17 protein-coding genes and 1 pseudogene are annotated in these 18706 nt (G+C 67.8%); 8 read left to right on the plus strand and 10 right to left on the minus strand.

Annotation, left to right across the window (positions count from 1 at the left end; all coding sequences use genetic code 11):
- Positions 1 to 3: 3 nt before the first annotated feature.
- The 3 genes and pseudogenes from ACZ63D_RS01075 to ACZ63D_RS01085 form a co-directional block, all read right to left on the minus strand.
- Positions 4 to 1019, minus strand: a pseudogene (locus tag ACZ63D_RS01075) (glycoside hydrolase family 35 protein); the annotation flags it as partial.
- Positions 1016 to 2887, minus strand: a complete 1872-nt coding sequence (locus ACZ63D_RS01080) for a beta-N-acetylglucosaminidase domain-containing protein (protein ID WP_465352241.1) — start codon at positions 2885 to 2887, stop codon at positions 1016 to 1018. The gene ACZ63D_RS01080 and the pseudogene ACZ63D_RS01075, both read right to left, overlap by 4 nt.
- A gap of 9 nt (positions 2888 to 2896) precedes the next feature.
- Positions 2897 to 4738, minus strand: coding sequence for an alpha-L-fucosidase (locus ACZ63D_RS01085; protein WP_465353675.1), 1842 nt, complete (start codon positions 4736 to 4738; stop codon positions 2897 to 2899).
- Positions 4739 to 4980: 242 nt separating this feature from the next.
- Here ACZ63D_RS01085 and ACZ63D_RS01090 point away from each other — a divergent pair, with 242 nt between their 5' ends.
- Complete coding sequence (locus tag ACZ63D_RS01090) at positions 4981 to 5823, plus strand: 8-oxoguanine DNA glycosylase OGG fold protein (protein WP_465352242.1); 843 nt, start codon at positions 4981 to 4983, stop codon at positions 5821 to 5823.
- 65 nt (positions 5824 to 5888) lie between these two features.
- Here the strand turns inward: ACZ63D_RS01090 and ACZ63D_RS01095 are convergent, their stop codons facing one another.
- A complete protein-coding gene (locus tag ACZ63D_RS01095) occupies positions 5889 to 6896 on the minus strand; it encodes an alpha/beta fold hydrolase (protein WP_465352243.1) in 1008 nt (335 codons plus the stop codon).
- Between the two features lie 190 nt (positions 6897 to 7086).
- Between ACZ63D_RS01095 and ACZ63D_RS01100 the strand changes: the two genes are divergently transcribed.
- The gene (locus ACZ63D_RS01100; protein ID WP_465352244.1) at positions 7087 to 7320 is read left to right on the plus strand and encodes a hypothetical protein; all 234 of its coding nucleotides are present in this window, start codon (positions 7087 to 7089) and stop codon (positions 7318 to 7320) included.
- A gap of 185 nt (positions 7321 to 7505) precedes the next feature.
- On the opposite strand, the gene ACZ63D_RS01105 is transcribed toward ACZ63D_RS01100, so the two are convergent.
- From ACZ63D_RS01105 to ACZ63D_RS01115, 3 genes are all read right to left on the minus strand, one after another.
- Positions 7506 to 7895 (minus strand): NAD-dependent epimerase/dehydratase family protein, encoded by a 390-nt coding sequence (locus tag ACZ63D_RS01105; RefSeq protein WP_465352245.1) that lies wholly within the window; start codon positions 7893 to 7895, stop codon positions 7506 to 7508.
- A 104-nt stretch (positions 7896 to 7999) separates the two neighbouring features.
- The gene (locus ACZ63D_RS01110; protein ID WP_465352246.1) at positions 8000 to 8404 is read right to left on the minus strand and encodes an NAD-dependent epimerase/dehydratase family protein; all 405 of its coding nucleotides are present in this window, start codon (positions 8402 to 8404) and stop codon (positions 8000 to 8002) included.
- A gap of 88 nt (positions 8405 to 8492) precedes the next feature.
- The gene (locus ACZ63D_RS01115) at positions 8493 to 9278 is read right to left on the minus strand and encodes an SDR family NAD(P)-dependent oxidoreductase (RefSeq protein ID WP_465352247.1); all 786 of its coding nucleotides are present in this window, start codon (positions 9276 to 9278) and stop codon (positions 8493 to 8495) included.
- 102 nt (positions 9279 to 9380) lie between these two features.
- Between ACZ63D_RS01115 and ACZ63D_RS01120 the strand changes: the two genes are divergently transcribed.
- Positions 9381 to 9986 carry a TetR family transcriptional regulator gene (locus ACZ63D_RS01120; protein ID WP_465352248.1) on the plus strand — a complete coding sequence of 202 codons (606 nt, stop codon included), beginning with the start codon at positions 9381 to 9383 and terminating at the stop codon, positions 9984 to 9986.
- Between the two features lie 46 nt (positions 9987 to 10032).
- Here ACZ63D_RS01120 and ACZ63D_RS01125 read toward each other — a convergent pair whose 3' ends face one another.
- Positions 10033 to 10380: a hypothetical protein gene (locus ACZ63D_RS01125; RefSeq protein WP_465352249.1), complete on the minus strand. Its 348-nt coding sequence runs from the start codon at positions 10378 to 10380 to the stop codon at positions 10033 to 10035.
- 264 nt (positions 10381 to 10644) lie between these two features.
- Between ACZ63D_RS01125 and ACZ63D_RS01130 the strand changes: the two genes are divergently transcribed.
- The 3 genes from ACZ63D_RS01130 to ACZ63D_RS01140 are packed head-to-tail and all read left to right on the plus strand — an operon-like array spanning position 10645 to position 13468.
- Complete coding sequence (locus tag ACZ63D_RS01130; RefSeq protein WP_037713851.1) at positions 10645 to 10860, plus strand: hypothetical protein; 216 nt, start codon at positions 10645 to 10647, stop codon at positions 10858 to 10860.
- Positions 10857 to 12311: a sodium:solute symporter family protein gene (locus ACZ63D_RS01135; RefSeq protein WP_465352250.1), complete on the plus strand. Its 1455-nt coding sequence runs from the start codon at positions 10857 to 10859 to the stop codon at positions 12309 to 12311. Before ACZ63D_RS01130 ends, ACZ63D_RS01135 begins: the two co-directional genes overlap by 4 nt.
- Positions 12308 to 13468, plus strand: a complete 1161-nt coding sequence (locus tag ACZ63D_RS01140; RefSeq protein WP_465352251.1) for an amidohydrolase — start codon at positions 12308 to 12310, stop codon at positions 13466 to 13468. Before ACZ63D_RS01135 ends, ACZ63D_RS01140 begins: the two co-directional genes overlap by 4 nt.
- A 5-nt stretch (positions 13469 to 13473) precedes the next feature.
- On the opposite strand, the gene ACZ63D_RS01145 is transcribed toward ACZ63D_RS01140, so the two are convergent.
- Positions 13474 to 14940, minus strand: a complete 1467-nt coding sequence (locus ACZ63D_RS01145; protein ID WP_465352252.1) for a chlorohydrolase family protein — start codon at positions 14938 to 14940, stop codon at positions 13474 to 13476.
- A 136-nt stretch (positions 14941 to 15076) separates the two neighbouring features.
- On the opposite strand from ACZ63D_RS01145, the gene ACZ63D_RS01150 reads away from it, so the two are divergent.
- Complete coding sequence (locus ACZ63D_RS01150) at positions 15077 to 15733, plus strand: GntR family transcriptional regulator (RefSeq protein ID WP_465352253.1); 657 nt, start codon at positions 15077 to 15079, stop codon at positions 15731 to 15733.
- A gap of 212 nt (positions 15734 to 15945) precedes the next feature.
- Here ACZ63D_RS01150 and ACZ63D_RS01155 read toward each other — a convergent pair whose 3' ends face one another.
- Positions 15946 to 17157, minus strand: coding sequence for an amidohydrolase family protein (locus ACZ63D_RS01155; protein ID WP_465352254.1), 1212 nt, complete (start codon positions 17155 to 17157; stop codon positions 15946 to 15948).
- A 341-nt stretch (positions 17158 to 17498) separates the two neighbouring features.
- On the opposite strand from ACZ63D_RS01155, the gene ACZ63D_RS01160 reads away from it, so the two are divergent.
- On the plus strand, positions 17499 to 18680 hold the full coding sequence (locus tag ACZ63D_RS01160) for a Gfo/Idh/MocA family protein (RefSeq protein WP_465352255.1): 1182 nt from the start codon (positions 17499 to 17501) through the stop codon (positions 18678 to 18680).
- Positions 18681 to 18706 lie beyond the last annotated feature (26 nt).

The following is an 18706-nucleotide window of genomic DNA, read 5'->3' on the forward strand; positions in this document are numbered from 1 at the left end:
GACCGGGGAGTCGTAGTCATAGCTGGTCACGGTCGGCTGATATTGCAGACCGGAGGTGTTGGCGCCAGCAGTGAACCCGTAGTTGGTGCCGCCGCAGGCCATGTACAGGTTCACGGACGCACCCGTGGCCAGCAGTTGATCGATGTGCGCGGCGGTCTGCTGGGGATCGGTGGTGTGGTGCTGTTCGCCCCAATGATCGAACCAGCCGTCCCAGTATTCGGCCATCATCACCGGCGCTCCGGGTCGGAAGGCTTTCAGCGCGGCGATGCTCGGAGCCGGATCGCCGTCGCCGGTTCCGACTTCCAGCGTTCCCGGCAGTTCGCCGAAACGCATGAAGTACTCGGAGGCGCCGTCAGCGACGAAGAGCAGGCTGGTTATGCCGCGCGAACGCAGACTGTCCCGCAAATGCGCGAGATAACTCGTGTCATTTCCGTAGCTGCCGTATTCATTCTCGATCTGCACGGCGACAACCGGTCCGCCGTGCTGCGCTTCCAACGGGCGAGCTGCGGGATCAGCTGGTCGTACCACGCGTCGACAGCCTTGAGATAAGCCGGATCGGCGCAGCGCAGTTCCATGTTCCGGTCCGCGAGCAGCCAGGCGGGCAGGCCGCCGAATTCCCATTCCGCGCAAATATAGGGACTGGGGCGGACGATGACCTGGAACCCGATTTCCCCGGCCAGGCGAATGAACGCGGCGAGATCACGGGGACCGCGGAAATCCGCTCGGCCGGGTGTCGGCTGATGGAAATTCCAGGCCACATAGGTTTCGACAGTATTGAGGCCCAGCGCTTTGAGCCGTGACAGGCGGTCGCGCCACTGATCTGGACGCAGCCGGAAATAGTGGATCGCCCCGGAAACGATCTGGAACGGTTTTCCGTCCAGCAAGAACTGGTCGCCGGATACGCTCAGCCCGCGCCGGCCGGCCGCGCCCACCGGTCCGGCGAACACCGTGCTCGCGGCGACCGCGGCCGCGCCGCCGAGGAAACTCCTCCTGCTCACGTTCATCCCTCCCCCGCTCATCCGACCGTCGCCGAGCGAAGCTGGACGAGAAACGTGTCGAGCACGCCGTCGCCGACGAGCGCCTGCCGCACGCCCCACCGGTTGCTGTTGCCCGTCTTCACCGCTTCCGCGCGTTTGACCAGCGTATCCGCGGCTGCCGTCAGGCGCTGGGCCGTGGCGTCGTCACCGCGATCAGCCGCGGCGAACGCGTCCAGCCGGGTCGTCATCGCCTCGCCCCAGAGTGCGGTGGCGTCCAGCCACGGGGCCGCCTCGCTGACGAACGCGCTCTGCACCTGCCCGCCCCGGATTACCGTGGGAGCGTTGCGGATCTGTTCGGCGTACGTCCGCAGCTTGCCCAGCACACGGTGATCACCGGCGTTCCAGCGCTGCCAGAACTCGGCGACCTGAGTCGCGAGCACGGGTGCCTGCGGCTGCCATGGCGTAGGCCCGAAGACCGGTGCCAGGTGTTCGAGGTCCGCGAATACCTTCAACGCCGCTGTCGCGCGCTGGTCACCGCCCGCGAGCCGGGCCAGCGCTTGCGGCCACGAACGCTCCGGCGAGTAGCCAGCGTCGTTCCAGGAGAAGTCGGCGACCCCGAACTCGGCGACCTCGCTGGCCGCTTCCTGGTTCATCGGATTCGAGACGATCCCGTTGAGATATTTCGACAGCCCCGCTTCGCGATGCGCGTAGGGCGCGAGCAACAGTCGCCCGGCGGACTGCTCGTAATCGTTGACCGGATAGTTGTCCCAGAGAAACACCTTCCGTCCATAAACAGTGGACACCTGCTGTGCTTCGTCGTTCGTCACGCTCGGCGGCACCACCGCCGTGCCGGTCCACTGCACAACCACGGACGGGTCGAGATTCTCCCGCAGCTGCGTCTTGTACGGCGAATCCTTCAGGTCGCTGTACTCCGTCGGCACCGTCTGCAATGGACGGACGCCGTCGTGCGTCTTCACGAAGTTCTTGGTGATCTCGTTCAGCAACGAAACCTGCGCCTTGCCCGCGGCGGCCTGGCCGGGCGCTCCGAATGCTGCCTGGTCGCCAGCACAGTTCCACTTGGTGTACGAGATGTCGTCGAACGGCAACGAGAACGAGCGCACGCCGAGATCGTAAACGGCCTGGAATTTCGCCTTCACCGCCGCGACGTCCTGCGGCGACGAGAAGCAGATCGAGACTCCAGGCGATAAGGCGTAGGTGAAGTCGACGTGGTTCGTGTTCGCCGTGCGCACCAGCTGTCCGAGCGCGTCCAACTCTTTTTGCGGATATGGATCCCGCCACTGTGCGCGCAGGTACGCATCATCTTTCGCGCTGTAGATGTAGGTGTTCGCCTTGGTCTCGCCAAGGAAGTTGAGCTGCCGCACGCGGTCGGCGTTCGTCCACGGTGGACCGTAAAAGCCTTCGATCGAACCGCGCAACGCCATGTTTGGCCAGTCGCGCACCGCGACCCCGCTTACTGCCCAGCTATGTCCACTTCGGACGAACAGCTGCCTTAAGGTCTGCACGCCGTAGTATTGCCCGGCACCATCTCGGCCAGTGATCGTCACGCTGTCACGCCGGACGGCGAGCGAATAACCCTCCGCCTGCGTCGGCGCGTCCCCGCCGTTCCCGAGCCGGACGACGAACCCGCGTTGCGCACCCGTGCTGATCTTCTTGACTCCGTGTTGTTTCAACAGAGATATCAGCAGATCCTTGGCCGGGCCGTCCGTGGTGCCGTCCGTCTTGAGCACCACCGCGGAAGGCAACGGCACATCGGCGGTATCGCGGTTGATCTGCTGTGGTGTCGGCGAAACGACCGGCACCGAACCCGGCCGTGCGTCGGCCGGTTGAACGATAGCGAGGGCACTCGTCGCGACGACAGCGGCGAGCCAAACTCTGCGGCGTAGAGTCATGACTTCCTCTCAGGCGGCGGGGACAGTGCGATACAACGCGAAGGTCGCCAGGTACGGCGTCGCCCGCGACTGCGTGACGACCACGCGCAGATTCCGGGCGGTAATCAGTGACGGGAGAGTGACGAGGCGGTTGGCACCGACGGTGGTGACGGTCGCGATCGTGCGCCAGGAACCGTCCACTTCGGCTTGCACGGTCGCGCCCTCGACGTGCTGGCCGCGGGTGATGTCCTCCCCCAGCCGGATCTGGTCGAAGGTGACCGCTTTCGGCAGTGCGACGTCCATCGTCCCGGCGAGCGCACCGTGCGGCGGCGACCACGACGTGGTGAGCGAGCAATCCGTGACCGCGTCCAATCCTCGCGCACCGGCCGCGAGATTCTGTGCCTGCGTCTTGGCGATGGCCTGTCCGAAGGACGCCAGTGCGGCGGTGTCCGCCGGAGCCACCCGACCGTCGGGACCAGGCGGAACGTTCAGCAACAGCGAGGCGTTGCGTCCCACAGACGCACGGTAAAGGTCGACGAGCTGCGCGGGCGTCTTCGGCTGTTCGTCCGGGTGGTAGAACCAACCGGGCCGGATTGATACATCAGCTTCGGCCGGTGCCCATTGCAGGTACCGCACGGACGGGTCGGCAAGCATCTGCCGTGACCCGAGATCAGCGCCCTCCGCGCCGCCGAGGAACAGTTCTTCGTTGTGCGCGGTGTTCGGATCGCCCGTGGTCGGCAGCGCGCTCCATTCGGTCTCGCGGGCCTGGCCCCTCTCGTTGCCGACCCAGCGCACCCCCGCCGGTCCGGCGAACGTGACCGTGTCCGGCGACAGCGCGTGAATCATCCGGAACCAGGTCGTGAAGTCGTACGTTTCGCTGATCCCGTTGCCGCGCCAAGGGTTCGCCCCGTCCAGCCACAACTCGTCGATAGGCCCGTACTGGGTGAACAGCTCGTATATCTGGTTCAGGTAATAGGCGTTGTAGTCGTCTTCGGTGACCGTGAACTTCGGCAGCTTCCCGGCTTTGAGCGCCGCGGCGCGGTCATCGTTCGGGACCAGCGACGGAATGGTGCGGACCTTCGCCGCGCTGCCCGTCCCGTATCTCCCCTGACCAGCAGGCGTATTCGCACGGTCGTCGTAAGTCGCCTGCTCCTCGATACTCAACGGCTCCCCCGCGGCGACCTTCGCCTCGACCCGCTTCACCTGGTCCGCGAAGAACTGTGCGGGCAACTCCGCGCCGTCGGCAGGCGACAGGTACACGCCGACTTTCAACCCGGCTTTCCGCGCCGAATCGACGTAGTCGCGCAGGATGTCGCCGCGCGGATTCGCGCATCCGGCGGCACGCACCTGCCAGTACGCGGACGGATCCTGCGCCCGCCCGTTCTGCGCAGCCGCCCTGGCCTTCGCCACTGTGCCGTCAGTGCATCCAGGCGTAACCCACCACGGACTCGCGACGACGGAGTGGTTCGTGTAGCGCGTCGGATAGAGGACGAACCCGTCGTGATGCTTCGCAGTCAGCATCACCTGCGTCACGCCAGCCGCCTTCATCGACCGCATCCACTGGTCGGTGTCGACGGCAGTGGGCGCGAAGGTCGACTCCTTTTCCGCCCCGGAACCCCATTCCCGGTCGGTGAAGGTGTCCATGCCGAAGTGCGTGAACGCGGTGACCGGCCGCTGCTGCCAGGCGACCTGCCCCGCACGCGGCACGGTCGCGGCGGCCTTGGCGAGGATCCGGTCCATGCCGTCGCACGACTGCACAGTCTGGATCGCCGCCGGCCGGACCGGTCCGTGGCAGGCGATGGTTTCCGTCGCAGCGGGCAAGGCCGTTCCCCCGGCCGCCAGTACCGCGGCAAGCGCCAGGCTCGCGGGCATCGACACGGTGGTCCTCCTGTCGGATCCGTGACCGAACGGTGACGGCGGGGAGCGTAAGTCCGGCATCCATCGGATGTCTAGACCTAATCGGCGGTGGAGGTCCCGCTTTCACCCGAGCGCCGAGGCTTGGATCAGCCCTGTTCCAAGCCTCGCGTCTATACGTCGACGCAGTCCGCGAGAGGCCGCCAGTGATCTGATGGATCACCGTTGTAGTACTACGGTTGTCCAGAGAAAGGAGAACCATGGCACCCAGTGCGGATGAGATACCAGCTCCCTTATTTAGCGCTGTCCGACTCTGGCGCGAGCAGGACTCGCCACCGCAACCGCCCATCCGCTGGTCTCGCAGCCCCTGGCAGCAGCGGTTCCCGAACCAGCACGCCTTCCTTGACGCCCTGCCCGACCGCCTCGACCGCACCGAGGTCACCAGCCACGCAGCGGACGCAATGACGCCGGAAGGTGCGGAACGGGCCTTCCTGGCCGCGATGATCTGGGGCTACGGACGAGTCGGCTACGGCCCCTGGCGCACCGCCCGGGTACTGGCCGAGAACCCGGACGCTGCCGAGCGGTTGGCCGCAGTAGCCGTTGCCGCCCGGGACAAGGGCGGGCTGGCGGCGTTCCGTGAACTGGCGGACAAGCCGTTGCGCTACCTCGGGGTCGCTTTCGGCACCAAGTATCTGCGGTTCGTCACAGCCGCGCTCTCCGCGGACCGTGCTCCGATCCTGGACGCTGTCGTACGCCGCTGGCTCGCAACGCACACCGGCTTGCGCTTGATGATCGACGAATGGCGACCTGCCGTTTACGCGAAATACGTGGAGTTGCTGGGCTCCTGGGCCGCTCAGCTCGACCTGCCCGTGGACACCGTGGAGGAACTTATCTTCCGGTCCGCGGTGAGCCGGAAAGGATCCGGCCAGTGGAGCGAGCCCTGGGCAGGTATGGACGAGTCGGTGTCGACGGAGCAGCGGGCGGAAGCCGCATTGCTGGAACTGGAGCAGCTGTTCGACACTGCCGACCCCGGAGCCGCGCGGGCAGCCCGCGAGCATCTGGACGAACTGGGACGCCTCATCCAGCAGGGCTGGACCGGCTGAGAAACACCAGGCGAGCGAAGCGAACTTCTACCTCGCCTGGTATATCAACATCCTCGCCTGCCGGGTCAGCCCTTCAGGAAGCGCTCCACCTCCCCCGCGACGAACTGCGGATTCTCCTCCACCAGCCAATGCCCCGCCCTAGGCACATCCGCGGCCTGCACGATGTCCGTCATCCGCGGAGCCACTGTCGCGCGGATAGCGTCGAGCTGGCCTTGGGCGGTCAGAAGCAACGTCGGCACCTTCACCGGAGCCGCCGCCATCGTGTCGCGGACGTCCTTGTCCAGCGCCCGGTAAAGCTCGAACCCTCCGGACAGCACCGCGGGACGGCTGTAGGTCCGGGCGTATTCGTTGACCTCGGACTCGGTGAACGGCGACCGTTCCGAGGTGCCGCCGAATGCTGTGCCGCCGAAAGAAACCTGGGGGTAGAACAGCGCGAGGTATTCCCGGACGTCATCGCCGACGACCGCTTCGGGGACTCGGCACTGGGAGTGGAAGGCGATGTGCCAGCTCAACGTCCGGTAGGTGGCCGCGTTGATCGCCGGGCCTGGCAGGGGCAAATCGAAATAGCCGAGACGCGCGGTGTCGCCGGGGAATTGGCTGGCGTACTGGAATGCCACCGCCGCACCGAAATCGTGTCCGATGACGGCGGCGTTCTTGATCTTGAGCCGCTCGGCGATCAGGGTGTGCACGTAACGGGCCAGGGTGGCTTTGTCGTATCCGCTCGGGGAACCGGTGCTGTCGCCCAAACCTGGAAGGTCGATCGCGTAAACGGTGTGCTTTTTCGCCAGCGCGGGCATGACCGGCCACCAGCCGTACCAGGTCTGGGGCCAGCCGTGGATCAGGACGACCGGGCTGCCGCTGCCACCGGCGACATAGTGCATCCGCACGCCGTCGACGTCGGCGAATTCGTGCCGGAAAGTGCTGCGGAAGGCGGGATCGTTCTGCGTGGCCGCGGCATAGGGAGGAATGTCAGCCGACGGCGGGGCGGAGCAGGCGACGGTGCCGAGCGCGAGCAAGACGGAAAGAGCAAGTGCCGCGACAGAGCGCGGCACCAGCCGGGATGCGGTGATCATGCGGTCAGTTTCGCCAGCCCTGCCCGGCGAGAGCACGGAAACTTGCCGTTCCGGCAAGAGGTCGCGTCCGCTGCCCGTTCGATCAATTCCTTATAGCCGAACAGGCAAGGACGGGTTGGGCGCGATCCGGCCAGGGCAACAACCGGGAAGAGGCGGTCAGCACGATCGCCGGAACCGGAGGGATTGTCCCATGACCATGCGTAAATTCGTGGCCACCGCCGCCGTCTGCCTCGCGACGACCGGGGGCGCTCTGCTGCTGAGCGGCACGGCGTTCGCCAGCCACCTCGAGTACAACGGGCCTTACGAAACCCCGGACGACTGTGTCCGCGCATTGCGCGCCCTTCCACCGGACCCCACAGTGGACGGTGCCGAGTGCATTCCCATGAACGGCAAGCATTACATCGAAATCTCGCACACGAACTGAATGTCCGCGGCCAGCGTTTTCACGCCCACGCCCGCGGCGAGATCCCGCTCGGCAAGCCTGCTGCCCGGCTAGCACACCCTCGTCCAGGGTCCCGTCCCGGAGCTGCCGGATGACCCGGTCCTGCGCAAATTCGATGCCCTGTTCTCGCACCAGCGCCCGGACTGTCCGCTGTGGCCAGTGAAGTATCAGCGCGGATTGGTCTTCCGCCACGCCGCGTAATCCGCCACCGCCGCCCGCACATCGAACTCCGGCGCGAAACCCGTTTCCTCCCTCAACCGCGAAATATCCAGATACGGCCCCGTCTCGCCGCCCGGCTGCAGCCGATCCGGCACGCCCGGCGCGACTTCCGCCAGCGCCTCGGCGAATTCCCGGTTGGTAACCGGCCGCCCGCTCGACACGTTGTACGTGTGATATCTCAACGACGGTGCCGTGGTCAGCAATGCGATCGCGCGACCGGCGTCCGGTGCGTAACAGCAGTCGAATCCCTCGTTGGCGACCAGCGGGCGTGGCGTGGCACCGCACAGCCCGGCGTTGAGATATGACGGGATCGGGAAGAACGGTGATTCGGGGTCCACGAGCGGTCCCCAGACAGTTCCGATCCGCAGCACCACCGGTTCGACGCCGCTCCCCCGCAGGCCGTGCGTCGTCAGCGGTTCGACGGCTTTCTTGAACGCGACGATCAGATGCGGCAGGTCCGCGGTCGGCAGCGGCAGATCCTCGTGCCAGCGCGGCCGACGTACACGCCCAGGCTGCTCGCCACGGCGAACCGCCGCACCTGCCACGTCCGGGCGGCGTCGAGGGCGTTGGTCAGCCCGGCCAGGTCCGTCCGGAAATACGCGACCGGGTCGTCGCCCGGGATGCTGCCCGCCAGGTGGACGATCGCGCTGATGTCGTACCGGCCGCCGAGCGCGAGGAAGGCGTCCCGGTCGGTCACGTCGAGCGTTTCCACGGCGACCCGGCCCGCCAGGAACGACGGGACGTCCGTCCGCCGGTGTCCGGTGACCAGCACATCTTGCCCGAGATCGGCGAGCGCCCGGGCCGTGTGCGCGTCGATCATGCCGAGGCCGCCGGTCACGAGGATCATCGCCGCACCTCGCGGCGGACGGCGGAAAACTTTGTCATGCCGCGAAACTGCGGCCCTGCCGCCGGTCAGTTCTTGAACAAATCGCGCATCAGAAGTGCGTGCCGCCGTCGATGCGGACCTCGGTGCCAGTGATGAACGCGGCGTCCTCGCTGGCCAGCATCGCGACCACCGACGCGACCGTCTCCGGACCGGCGAAACCCTGACCCAGCGCGGGAAGCAGCTTGCCGAGCAGGGTGAAATCAGCGTCCTCCGGGAAGCCGGGGCCGACGCTCTGCTTGCTCTTGCCGCTGCCGTCGGTCATGCCCGACGAGATCGAACCGGGCTGCACGGCGGTGAACCGAATGCCGTCCTTCGCGTACTCGGACGCCAGCGCGTGCGTCATCGACTGGATGCCGCCCTTGCTCGCCGCGTACGCCGCCATGTACGGGTGCGCGAACATCGCCGACGTCGAGCTGAAATTCACCACCGCGGGCTTGCTGCCTTCCCGCAGCGCCGGAATCGACTCGCGGATCACCAGGAATGTGCCGACCAGGTTGACGCGCAGTACCTGCTCGAACGCCTCCAGCGGCATCTCGTGGGTGTGCGCCGACCGCAGGATGCCCGCGGCGTTGACGAGCGCGTCCAGCCCGCCGAGCCGCTCGACCGCCGACGCGACCGCGGCCTTGGCCGACGCTTCATCGGCGACGTTCACGACCACCGTGCTCAGCCGATCCGCCGCCTCGCCCGCCTTCTCGACGGTATCCGCCAGGCCTGCTTCGCTCACGTCCGCGGCGACGACGCGCCCGCCCTCGGCCAGCATCCGCAAGACCGTCGCCTGCCCGATGCCCGAGCCGGCTCCGGTGACCAGCACCCGGCGTCCTTCGTAACGGTTCATGGCCCGCTCCTTTCCTCTGCTCGTCAGCTTACGCCCAAGTGGCAGACTGTGCCACATTGACATGACATGCCCCATTGACAGCCATCCGGTAACGTTGCCGCAGTGAGCGGAAAGACCCCGACCCTGACCGAACGACGCAAAGCGGCGACGCAACTCGACATCGCCCGAGCCGCCGCGCGCCTGTTCACCGAGCAGGGCGCACAGGGAACGACCGCGGAATCGATCGCCGCCGCGGCGGGTGTCGCACCGCGCACCTTCTACCGCTACTTCCGCACCAAAGAGGACGCAGTCGCCCCGCTGCTCGTCGTCGGCGCGGATTCGTGGCGGGAGCACCTCGCGTCGGCCCCCGAAGGAATGCCGCTGCTGAAGGCGGTCGAGGACGCGATCCGCACGACGATCTCCACCGCCGACGCCACTCCGGAGTTCAGCTGGACGCGCGGTTTGCTGCGCGCCGCGAGCGGGGACGATTCGGCGCTGGCGGCGGTATGGCATCGGGTGAACGGGGAATCGGAGACCCGCCTGCGGCCGATATTGGCGCGGCTGTCGCCGGAGACGGACGACGTGACAGTGCATCTGGTCGCGGCCGCGGCGACGGACGCGATCCGGATTTCGCTGGAGATCTGGGCCAGGAGCGATGAGAAGGCGGCACCGGTCGAGTTGGCGGTGCGGTGTTTCCGCGGACTGTCCGGGGGCCTCGACGCGTCGTGAGTGGCGGCGCCGGTTCTAACCGGCACCGCCACTCACCAGACGCCCGTCAGCGGAACTCGTGCACGACCTCGATCTCCCCGACCAGGTGCGCGTTGAACTCAGCCAACTCCTCGGCAGGCACCCACAGCTCCAGGACCGTCTCGCCACCCGCCTGTCGCACCGGATAACGCTCGAGGAACGCCGTTTCGACGCGGAAGCGGGTCACATAACCGGCACCGTCGTGCCGGACGTTCCAGTCTCGCGCGATTTTCACCGCGTAGTCCTCGTTCAGCACCGGGTAGAAGATCGGCTGTTCCGGCAGCCGCGGCGGCCACGCGCGCCAGCCCGACTGGCGCACCAGTTCCAGTTCGGCCGGGCCGGTCGGGCGCCACAGCTCCGACGTCGGGTGGTCCATTACGCCCTCCTTCGGCGGCAAAGGTAACCGTCGGCCGAGGAAACAGGCGACAGGTTTGCCCGTGATCCGGTCTACCAAAGTCTCGCCCGAACACCCGGCTCGACTAGCCGGGTCTAAATCGGACAATTTCACACCCGCTACTGCCCCGCACGTCTTCCAGCGCCACGCCAGCCCGGTCGCGAGCCCGCATCGTTCCCGCCCGCACCCTTGACAACCCGCCGCCATCGGCGTTTATGGTATACCAAACAACGAAGGGTGTGCGCGATGAAGCGTTCCGCAGTGGTGGCCGCGGTGGCCTTCACCCCTTACGTGGCGATGATCGCCGGGCTGCCCTGGTTCAGCGGCGGCGGCCGGATCTGGTTCCTGCCCGAGATCGGGTTCTGGATCCTGCTCTGGGTGGCCCTCACGCCCGTCTTCCTCGGCGTCGCCGACCGCATCCGGCGCCCGGGCGCCGCCGAAACCGAGCAGGAGCAGCGATGAACGCGGGTGCGGTGGTCGCACTGGCCGTGGTGGCGCTGGCGGTGGTCATCGGACTCGCCGCGCGCGGCCGGAAGCAGATGGACCTCGAACAGTGGACGGTCGCCGGCCGGTCCTACGGGACGCTGCTGTTCTGGGTGCTCGCCGCGGGCGAGACCTATTCGACCTTCACCTACCTCGGCGCCTCCGGGTTCGCCTACGCCAACGGCGGCGCGGCGTTCTACATCGCCGGCTACGGCACGTGCGCCTTCGTCCTGTCCTACTTCTTCCTCCCTCCATTGTGGAGGTACGCGAAGAAGCACAACCTCGTCACGCAAGCGGATTTCTTCACTCACCGCTTCCGCAGCCCGTGGTTCGGCGCGCTGACCGCGATCGTCGGCGTGGCGTTCATGATCCCCTACATCGAGGCGCAGCTGCTCGGCCTCGGCCAGATCGTCGAGACGACGACCGGCATCAACCGGGTCACCAGCATGGTGCTCGCGGTGGTGCTGATCGCGGTGTTCGTCTACGCGTCCGGCATGAAGGCCGCCGCGTGGGTGTCGGTGCTCAAGGACATCCTGCTGATCGGCACCGTGCTGGTCGTCGGCATCGCGATTCCGGTGCACTACTTCGGCGGTTTCGGGCATCTCATCGACACCGTCCAGGCACAGCATCCTGGCTTCCTTGGCGTACCAGCGCCGGGCAGCCCGCTCGGCGTGCCGTGGATGATGTCGACCCTGCTCGTCACGAGCGCGGCGTTCTTCATGTTCCCGCACGCGCTGGCCGCGATGTACACCGCGAAGTCCGAGCAGACCATCCGCCGCAACGCGATTTACCTTCCGCTGTACCAAATTCTGATCGCGCTGACGTTGTTCGTCGGCTTCGCCGCAGTACTGGTCGTGCCGGGGCTGAAGGGCAGCGCCACCAACGGCGCCCTGCTTTCGCTGACAGTGAAGACCATGCCGTCGTGGGTGGTCGGCCTCGTCGGCGGCGCGGGAGCGCTGGCCGCGATCGTGCCGATCAGCCTGTTGCTGCTGCAGTCCGCGACGCTGCTGGCCCGCAACGTCTACCAAGGCGTCCTGCGGCCGAAGACCTCCGAGCTGGGCGTGTTCCGGCTGTCGCGCGCGCTGGTCGTGGTCGTGACCGCGGTGGCGCTGGTGTTCGCGATCTTCCAGCCCGCCCTGCTGGTGAACCTGCTGCTGACCGGCCAGAACGGCGTCTCCCAGTTCTTCCCGGCGATCGTGCTGGGGCTGGTGTGGCGACGGCTGACCAAGGCGGGCGCGGCGGCCGGGCTCGTAGTCGGCGTGGCGATCGTCGCGTGGACGGTCCTGGCGTCGAAGAACACGTTGTGGGGCCTCAATCCTGGCCTGCTCGCCATCATCGTCAACGTCGTGCTCACGGTCGGCGTCAGCCTCGCCACCTCCGAGCGGCGCGAACCGGCAGTCCGGGCTGAGGCCGTGGAGGGAGTCGCGTGAACCTGTTGCTGCGCAACGTCCGGCCGGGCGGCGGCGATCCGACGGACGTGCTGGTGCGCGACGGCCGGATCGCCGGGTTCGGGCCGGCCGACGCGGACGTGCCGGTCGAGGACGGCGGCGGCGCGCTGCTGCTGCCCGGCCTCGTCGACGCCCACTGCCATCTCGACAAGACCCTCTGGGGCCTCCCCTGGGTGCCGAACACCTCGGGTTCGGTCCTCGCCGACCGGATCTCGAACGAACAGCGCCGCCGCGAGGAATTCGGGCTCCCGTCGCCCGAACCCGCGGCCGCGCTGCTCGGCGCGATGATCGCGAACGGCACCTCCTACGTCCGCACGCACACCGATGTCGACCCCGAACTGGGGCTGTCCGGCATCGAGGCGGTGCGGGAGGCGGCGGCGCGGCATCGCGGCCGGGTCACCGTCGAGCAGGTCGCCTTCCCCCAGGGCGGCCTGCTCACCCGGCCCGGCACGCTGGAGCTGCTGGAGCGGGCGGTGGCGTCCGGCGTGGAGAACGTCGGCGGCATCGACCCGGCGGGCTACGACCGCGATCCGCGCGGGCACCTCGACGCGATTTTCGACATCGCCGCGCGGCACGGCTGCGGCGTCGATCTGCATCTGCACGACGAAGGTCCGCTCGGAGCCTGGGAAATCGAGCTGATCATCGAGCGGACGAAGGCGCTCGGGCTCGCCGGGAAGGTGGCGATCGGGCACGCGTTCGGCATCTGCGGCATTCCGGACACGCAGCAGGACCGGCTGATCGAGGGCCTCGCCGAGCAGCGGGTCACGCTGACCACCGCGGCGGTGTACGACCGGCCGGTGCCGCCGCTGGCCAAAATGCGGGCAGCGGGCGCGAACGTCGCGTGCGGCAACGACGGCATCCGCGACCTGTGGGGACCCTACGGCGACGGGGACATGCTGACCCGCACCATGCACCTGGCGTACCGCAGCTCGTTCCGCACCGACCCGGAGATCGAACTCGCGCTGCACGCGGCGACGTACGGCGGCGCGAAAGCTTTACGGCTCAAGGATTACGGCCTGCGGGTCGGCGACCACGCCGATTTCTTCCTCGTGGACGCAGTATATCCGGCCGAAGCCGTCGTATCCCACCCTCCGCGGCGGCTCGTGGTGAAACGCGGCGCTGTCGTCTCTCGGCGATAGCCCCGCTACTTCTGGAACGCCGGGAAGGTCGGGGGGAACAACTCCCCCGCCTCCCGGCGTTCGACATCCCGCTCCGAATACGCGGCGCGCATCTTCTCGAACAACGCCTGCGCGCGGCGGCGGAGGTCCTGTTCGTCGACGCCGGGAAGGTGCCCGTCCACCAGCACCGGCTGGCCCGCGACGACGGAATGCGTTGCCTGGCGGGCGGTTCCGCTCAGCAGGAACGTCCGGATCGGATCGTCCTGAACGCCGTCGCGGAGATCGCCGACGTGGAACGCGACGAGGTCCGCCTGCGCTCCCGGAGCCAGTTTGCCGAGGTCGTCGCGGCGGAGCGCGCGGGCGCCGCCGAGCGTCGCCGCTTCGACGTACCACTCCGCCGACGCCGCGTCGGCGCGGTTGTCCAGCACCTTCGCCAGATGCACGCCGACATCCATCCCGCGCACCAGGTCCGGCGGGAAGGAATCCGTGCCCAGACACAGGTTCAGCCCTGCTTCACGGTAGCCGCGGAACGACCGCAGGGCGTGGCCGTAGCGGAAGGACGTGAGCGGGCAGTGGACCACCGACACGCCAGCCTCGGCCAACATCGCGACGTCACCGCGGTCTTCGCCGTGGACGGCAGGGTGACGATCGAGGACTTGGGCGTGCGGGATCAGCAGCCGGTCGTTCAGCAAACCGGTGCGGTCGAGCATTTCCAGCGGCGTTGCGCCGTAACGGTTCAGGATCAGCTCTCGCTCCAGCACGCCTTGCAGGCAGTGGAGCCGCACCAGGACATCTCGCTGCCGCGCCGCGTCGGCGGTGGCGCGCATGAGGTCTTCGGTGAGGGTTTCGATGCGGCAGGGCAAAAGAACGCCGTTGACGAGCGGATCGTCGAGTTCCGTTGCGTGGTCGAGGAATCGCAGTGCGTCGGCGAAGCCTTCCTCGCCGCGGCGCTCGTCGAAAGCAACGGTGCGCTTACCGTCCACAGTGGCCACATTGACACCGGAACGGTAAGCCGGGCCGAGATATCCGCGCAGCCCGAGGTTCCGGGAGAAGTCCGCCATCGCGACGAGCTCCTCGTACGGCTCGGCCCAAGACGAGTGGATCTCCGACGCGATCGGCATGAACGTCGTGATTCCGTGCAGCGCCAGCTGAACGAGGGCGTACTCGCGAATGGTCTGCCGCTCCCGCGGGGTGAAGACGTCGCGGCGGCGGTTCGCGAAGTAGTCCTCGGACCACTGCAGCCCTGCCGAACGGTCCGCGGCGGCCCAGGAATCGAGGACGAGATGGTCCACATCGGCCAGTGCGTCGAGGTCGATCAGGCCGGGAAGGACGAGCGATTCGCCGAGGTCGACGTCCAGGTCGGTCGTTCCGGCATACCGCGGGCCGACGTAGACCACTACGTCGTCCTCCCAGACGACCTCGCCGTTGTCCAGCAGGGCGTGCCGCCCGTTCTGGTGGGCCAGCACGTGCCGGGCACGCCAGCGAGTACGCATCGGGTTCCTTCCGGTCGGTCATTTAGGTATACCAAACGGCGGAACCTGGCGGCCAGACCTTGCCGGGGGCGGGTTTTTCCGGGAACCTGGGAGAAGGTTCGCCGACACTGTCGGTGACGGCGGCGGAAGGGGATCGATGGAGCCGGGTTTCGCGTCGGAGTCGGAACGCGTCACGGAACGGCTGCGCAACGAGATTCTCGACGGCACGCGGGCTCCCGGAAGCAAGCTGGTCGAACGGGACCTGGCCGCGGAGATGGGCGTGAGCCGGGTGCCGGTGCGGGACGCGTTGCGCGCGCTGGTGAACGAAGGGCTGGTGACGCCGCGGCCGCGGTCGTGGTCGGTGGTGCGGGAGTTCACCGCGTCGGATGTCGCGGACCTCAACGAAGTGCGCACCGCCTTCGAGGGCCTCACTTTCCGGCTCGCCGCGCAGCGCCGCACGCGCGAGGGCCTGGCGCGGCTGCGCGAGGTGCTGGACGAGGAACTGCGCGCCGCCCGCGCCGGCGACGCGGTCGCGGCCCGCCGCGCGGCCGCCGACTTCCACGAGGTCGTGACGTCCCTGTCGGCGAACGAACTGCTCGGCGAACTGGAACGGACGTTGCGCAGCCGGATGCGCTGGCTGCTCGGCCAGCACGACGATCTGGAAGCCATGGCGGCGGAACACGAACTCCTGTACGAGGCGATCGTGGACCGGGACGTCGAACGGGTAGAGCGGCTCGTCCTGGCGCATCTCGCCACGGGCACGAGCGAGGCGGCGCGGCGGCATCCCGCGTCGGAAGCCGCTTCCGCGAACTGAGCCAGGTTCAGGCTCCGCTGCCCCAGATATCCCAACCGGACGAGCTGTGCTCCCCGGGCGTTGATCAGCCGCCGCCCGTGAGATATCACCCGCACTCCCTTTCAGGCAGCCCGCGTCTGTTGAGATCCCAACCCCGGCCAGTGCGGCACCGCTGATATCCCACCTCGGCGCCTCAATCCCGCGACCTCCGCGAGACTGAGGCGCCATTCCGCTCAGCTGCCGACCACCGCCAGACCGTCCGCCACCACGATTCCGTCGTGCAGCACCGTCCGGTCCTTGCCCCGGTCCATCACCGCGCTGGTCGGAGTCTCGCCGTCCACCAGCACCAGATCCGCGCGGTCGCCGACGGCCACGCCCGGCCGGTCGGCGACCCCCGCCAGCCGCGGCACGTCGTGGCTCATGATCGACGCGCCGCCCATCGTCGCGACGGCCAGCGCCATCTCGATCAGCTCGTCGCGACGGAACCCGTGCGTGAAGGCCAGCTGCCATGTGCGGTCGAGAAGATCGCAGTTGCCGTACGGGCTCCAGTAGTCCCGCTGGCCGTCCTCCCCCAGCCCGACTCGCACTCCCGCGGTCGTCAAGTCCGCCAGCGACAACTGCCGATCAACCGACGGCGCGACGGTCGCCATCGCGATGTCCAGCTCCGCGAAGGTGTCGATCAGCCGCCGGCTCACCGCTTCGGAAACCGAGCCCAGCTCGTACGCGTGCGACAGGGTCACTTTGCCGCGCATGTCCAGCGCCCGGACCCGCTCGATCACCAGGTCGGTCGAAAACACGCCGAGATGGCCCGGTTCGTGCAGGTGGATGTCCACCTCGACGCCGTACTTCTCGGCCAGCCCGAACACGATGTCCAAGTGCCCCTTGGGATCCTTGTCGAGCGAGCACGGATCGATCCCGCCGACCACCGACGCCCCCGAACGCAGCGCGGCCTCCAGCACGTCCACCGTGCCCGGCTCACGCAGGATGCCCGCCTGCGGAAACGCCATCACCTCGACGTCAGCGTGCCGGGCGAACCGCTCCTTGGCCGCGAGGACGGCGTCGAGCTTCTCGAGCTGACAGTCCACATCGACCTGCGCGTAGGTGCGCACGCGGGTGGTGCCGTTCGCGATCATCCGCTCCAACGTGCCCGCGACCCGTTCCGGCAGCGGAACTTCGGCGTTGCGCCAGTTCTCGCGGTCGTTCAGCATCATCGCCCACACGCCCGGCGCCCCGGTGTGCGGACGGAAGGGCAGGCCGATGCGCGTCGAGTCGAGGTGCACGTGGACGTCGCTGAACGACGGGAACAGCAGCCGTCCGCGCCCTTCGAGCACGTCCGGACTCGGCGGTGCCGAGGGATCGTGCGGGCGCACCGCGGAGATCCGGTCGCCAGTCACCTCGACGTCACTGCGCTGACCGCCCCAGGGACGGACGTCACGGATCAACACGGAGAGCACCTTTCTCAGCGGGAGCACTTTGGTATACCAAGAGTACTCCGCGTTGTCGCGCCCTCCGCACAAGCGCATCGGCAAGCCCGCCCCCAGGGAAACGAGGGGCGTCCATCGCCGGTCGGTACTGCCCGAGATCCGGGCTGGACTGGCTGACCTCTCTCGCGGGCGTCACCCCTCAGCCGCACTGGACGGAAGTGTTCCACGCGTTCGGCCATCGACGCCCAGATCGCCGACGCCACCCGCCGTCCCCGCGAGACAAGCCGCCGGACAGCCCATTGCAACTTTATGATTGTTTTGCCATCCTGTGAATCACTATCACGCAGAGGTGAGGTGGCGACGTGGTGAACCGCGGGGTGCTGCGGGTCGGGGTGGTCGGGGTCGGCCTGCGGGCCGGGATCGCCCGGCACGTGGCGGGATCCGGGATCGCGGCGGAGATCGTCGCCGCTTCGGACCCCGGCGGAGGAGGACGGGCGCGGGCGCGCGAAATGTTCGGCGCGATCGAGATCAGGCACGGGCACCGGGACATCGCGAACCTCGTCGACGCCGCGGTCGTCACGTCGCCGGACTGGACGCACGCCGAGATCGCTGTCGACCTGCTCCGCGCCGGAGTGGCGGTGTACCTCGAAAAGCCGCTCGCCACAACACTTCCCGACGCCGACGCTGCCCTCGCCGCCGCACAGGAAACCGGCACTCCGCTCTACATCGGACACAACTTCCGGCACGCAGCCGTCGTCCGCACCCTGCGCGAGGTCGTGACGCGCGGCGAGATCGGCGAGGTGAAGGCCGTGTGGTGCCGCCATTTCGTCGGCAACGGAGGCGACTACTACTTCAAGGACTGGCACGCCGACCGCAGCCGGGTGAATTCCTTGCTGCTGCAGAAAGCCAGTCACGACCTCGACGTCATCCACTACCTCGCCGGCGGCTTCACCCGCCGTGTCACCGCGATGGGCGACTTGGCCGTCTACGGCGCCATCACCGACCGAAGCGGTCAGGGCGACCGGTTGGCCGACGAGTGGTTTTCCTACGACAACTGGCCTCCCGCCACGCAAACCGGCCTCAACCCGGTTGTGGACGTCGAAGACCTCTCGATGGTCCACATGCGACTCGACAACGGCGTTCTCGCTAGCTACGAACAATGCCATTTCACGCCCGACTACTGGCGAAACTACACCGTGATCGGCACCGAGGGCCGCGCGGAGAACCTCGGCGACACCGGCGGCGGTGTAGTGAAAGTATGGAACCGCCGCCGTCAATGGTCGCTGGACGGAGACCGCGAGTACCCGATCGACGGTGTCGCATCAGGACACCGGGACGCGGATCTCCTTACCATGAAAGAATTCCTGAGCTACGTGGTGCACGGCGATCCGCCGGAACTGTCGCCGGTCGCCGCCCGCGAAGCCGTCGCGGCGGGCGCACTCGCCACGCGGTCGCTGCGTTCCGGCTCCGTGCCGATCGACGTCCCTCCCCTGCCCGAAACGGTAGCCGCCTATTTCTCCCCGCCGGAAGGAAACCGCAGATGACCTCACCCTCCCGCCGTCCCCGCCCG

The organism is Amycolatopsis sp. NPDC104775, from assembly GCF_055583325.1.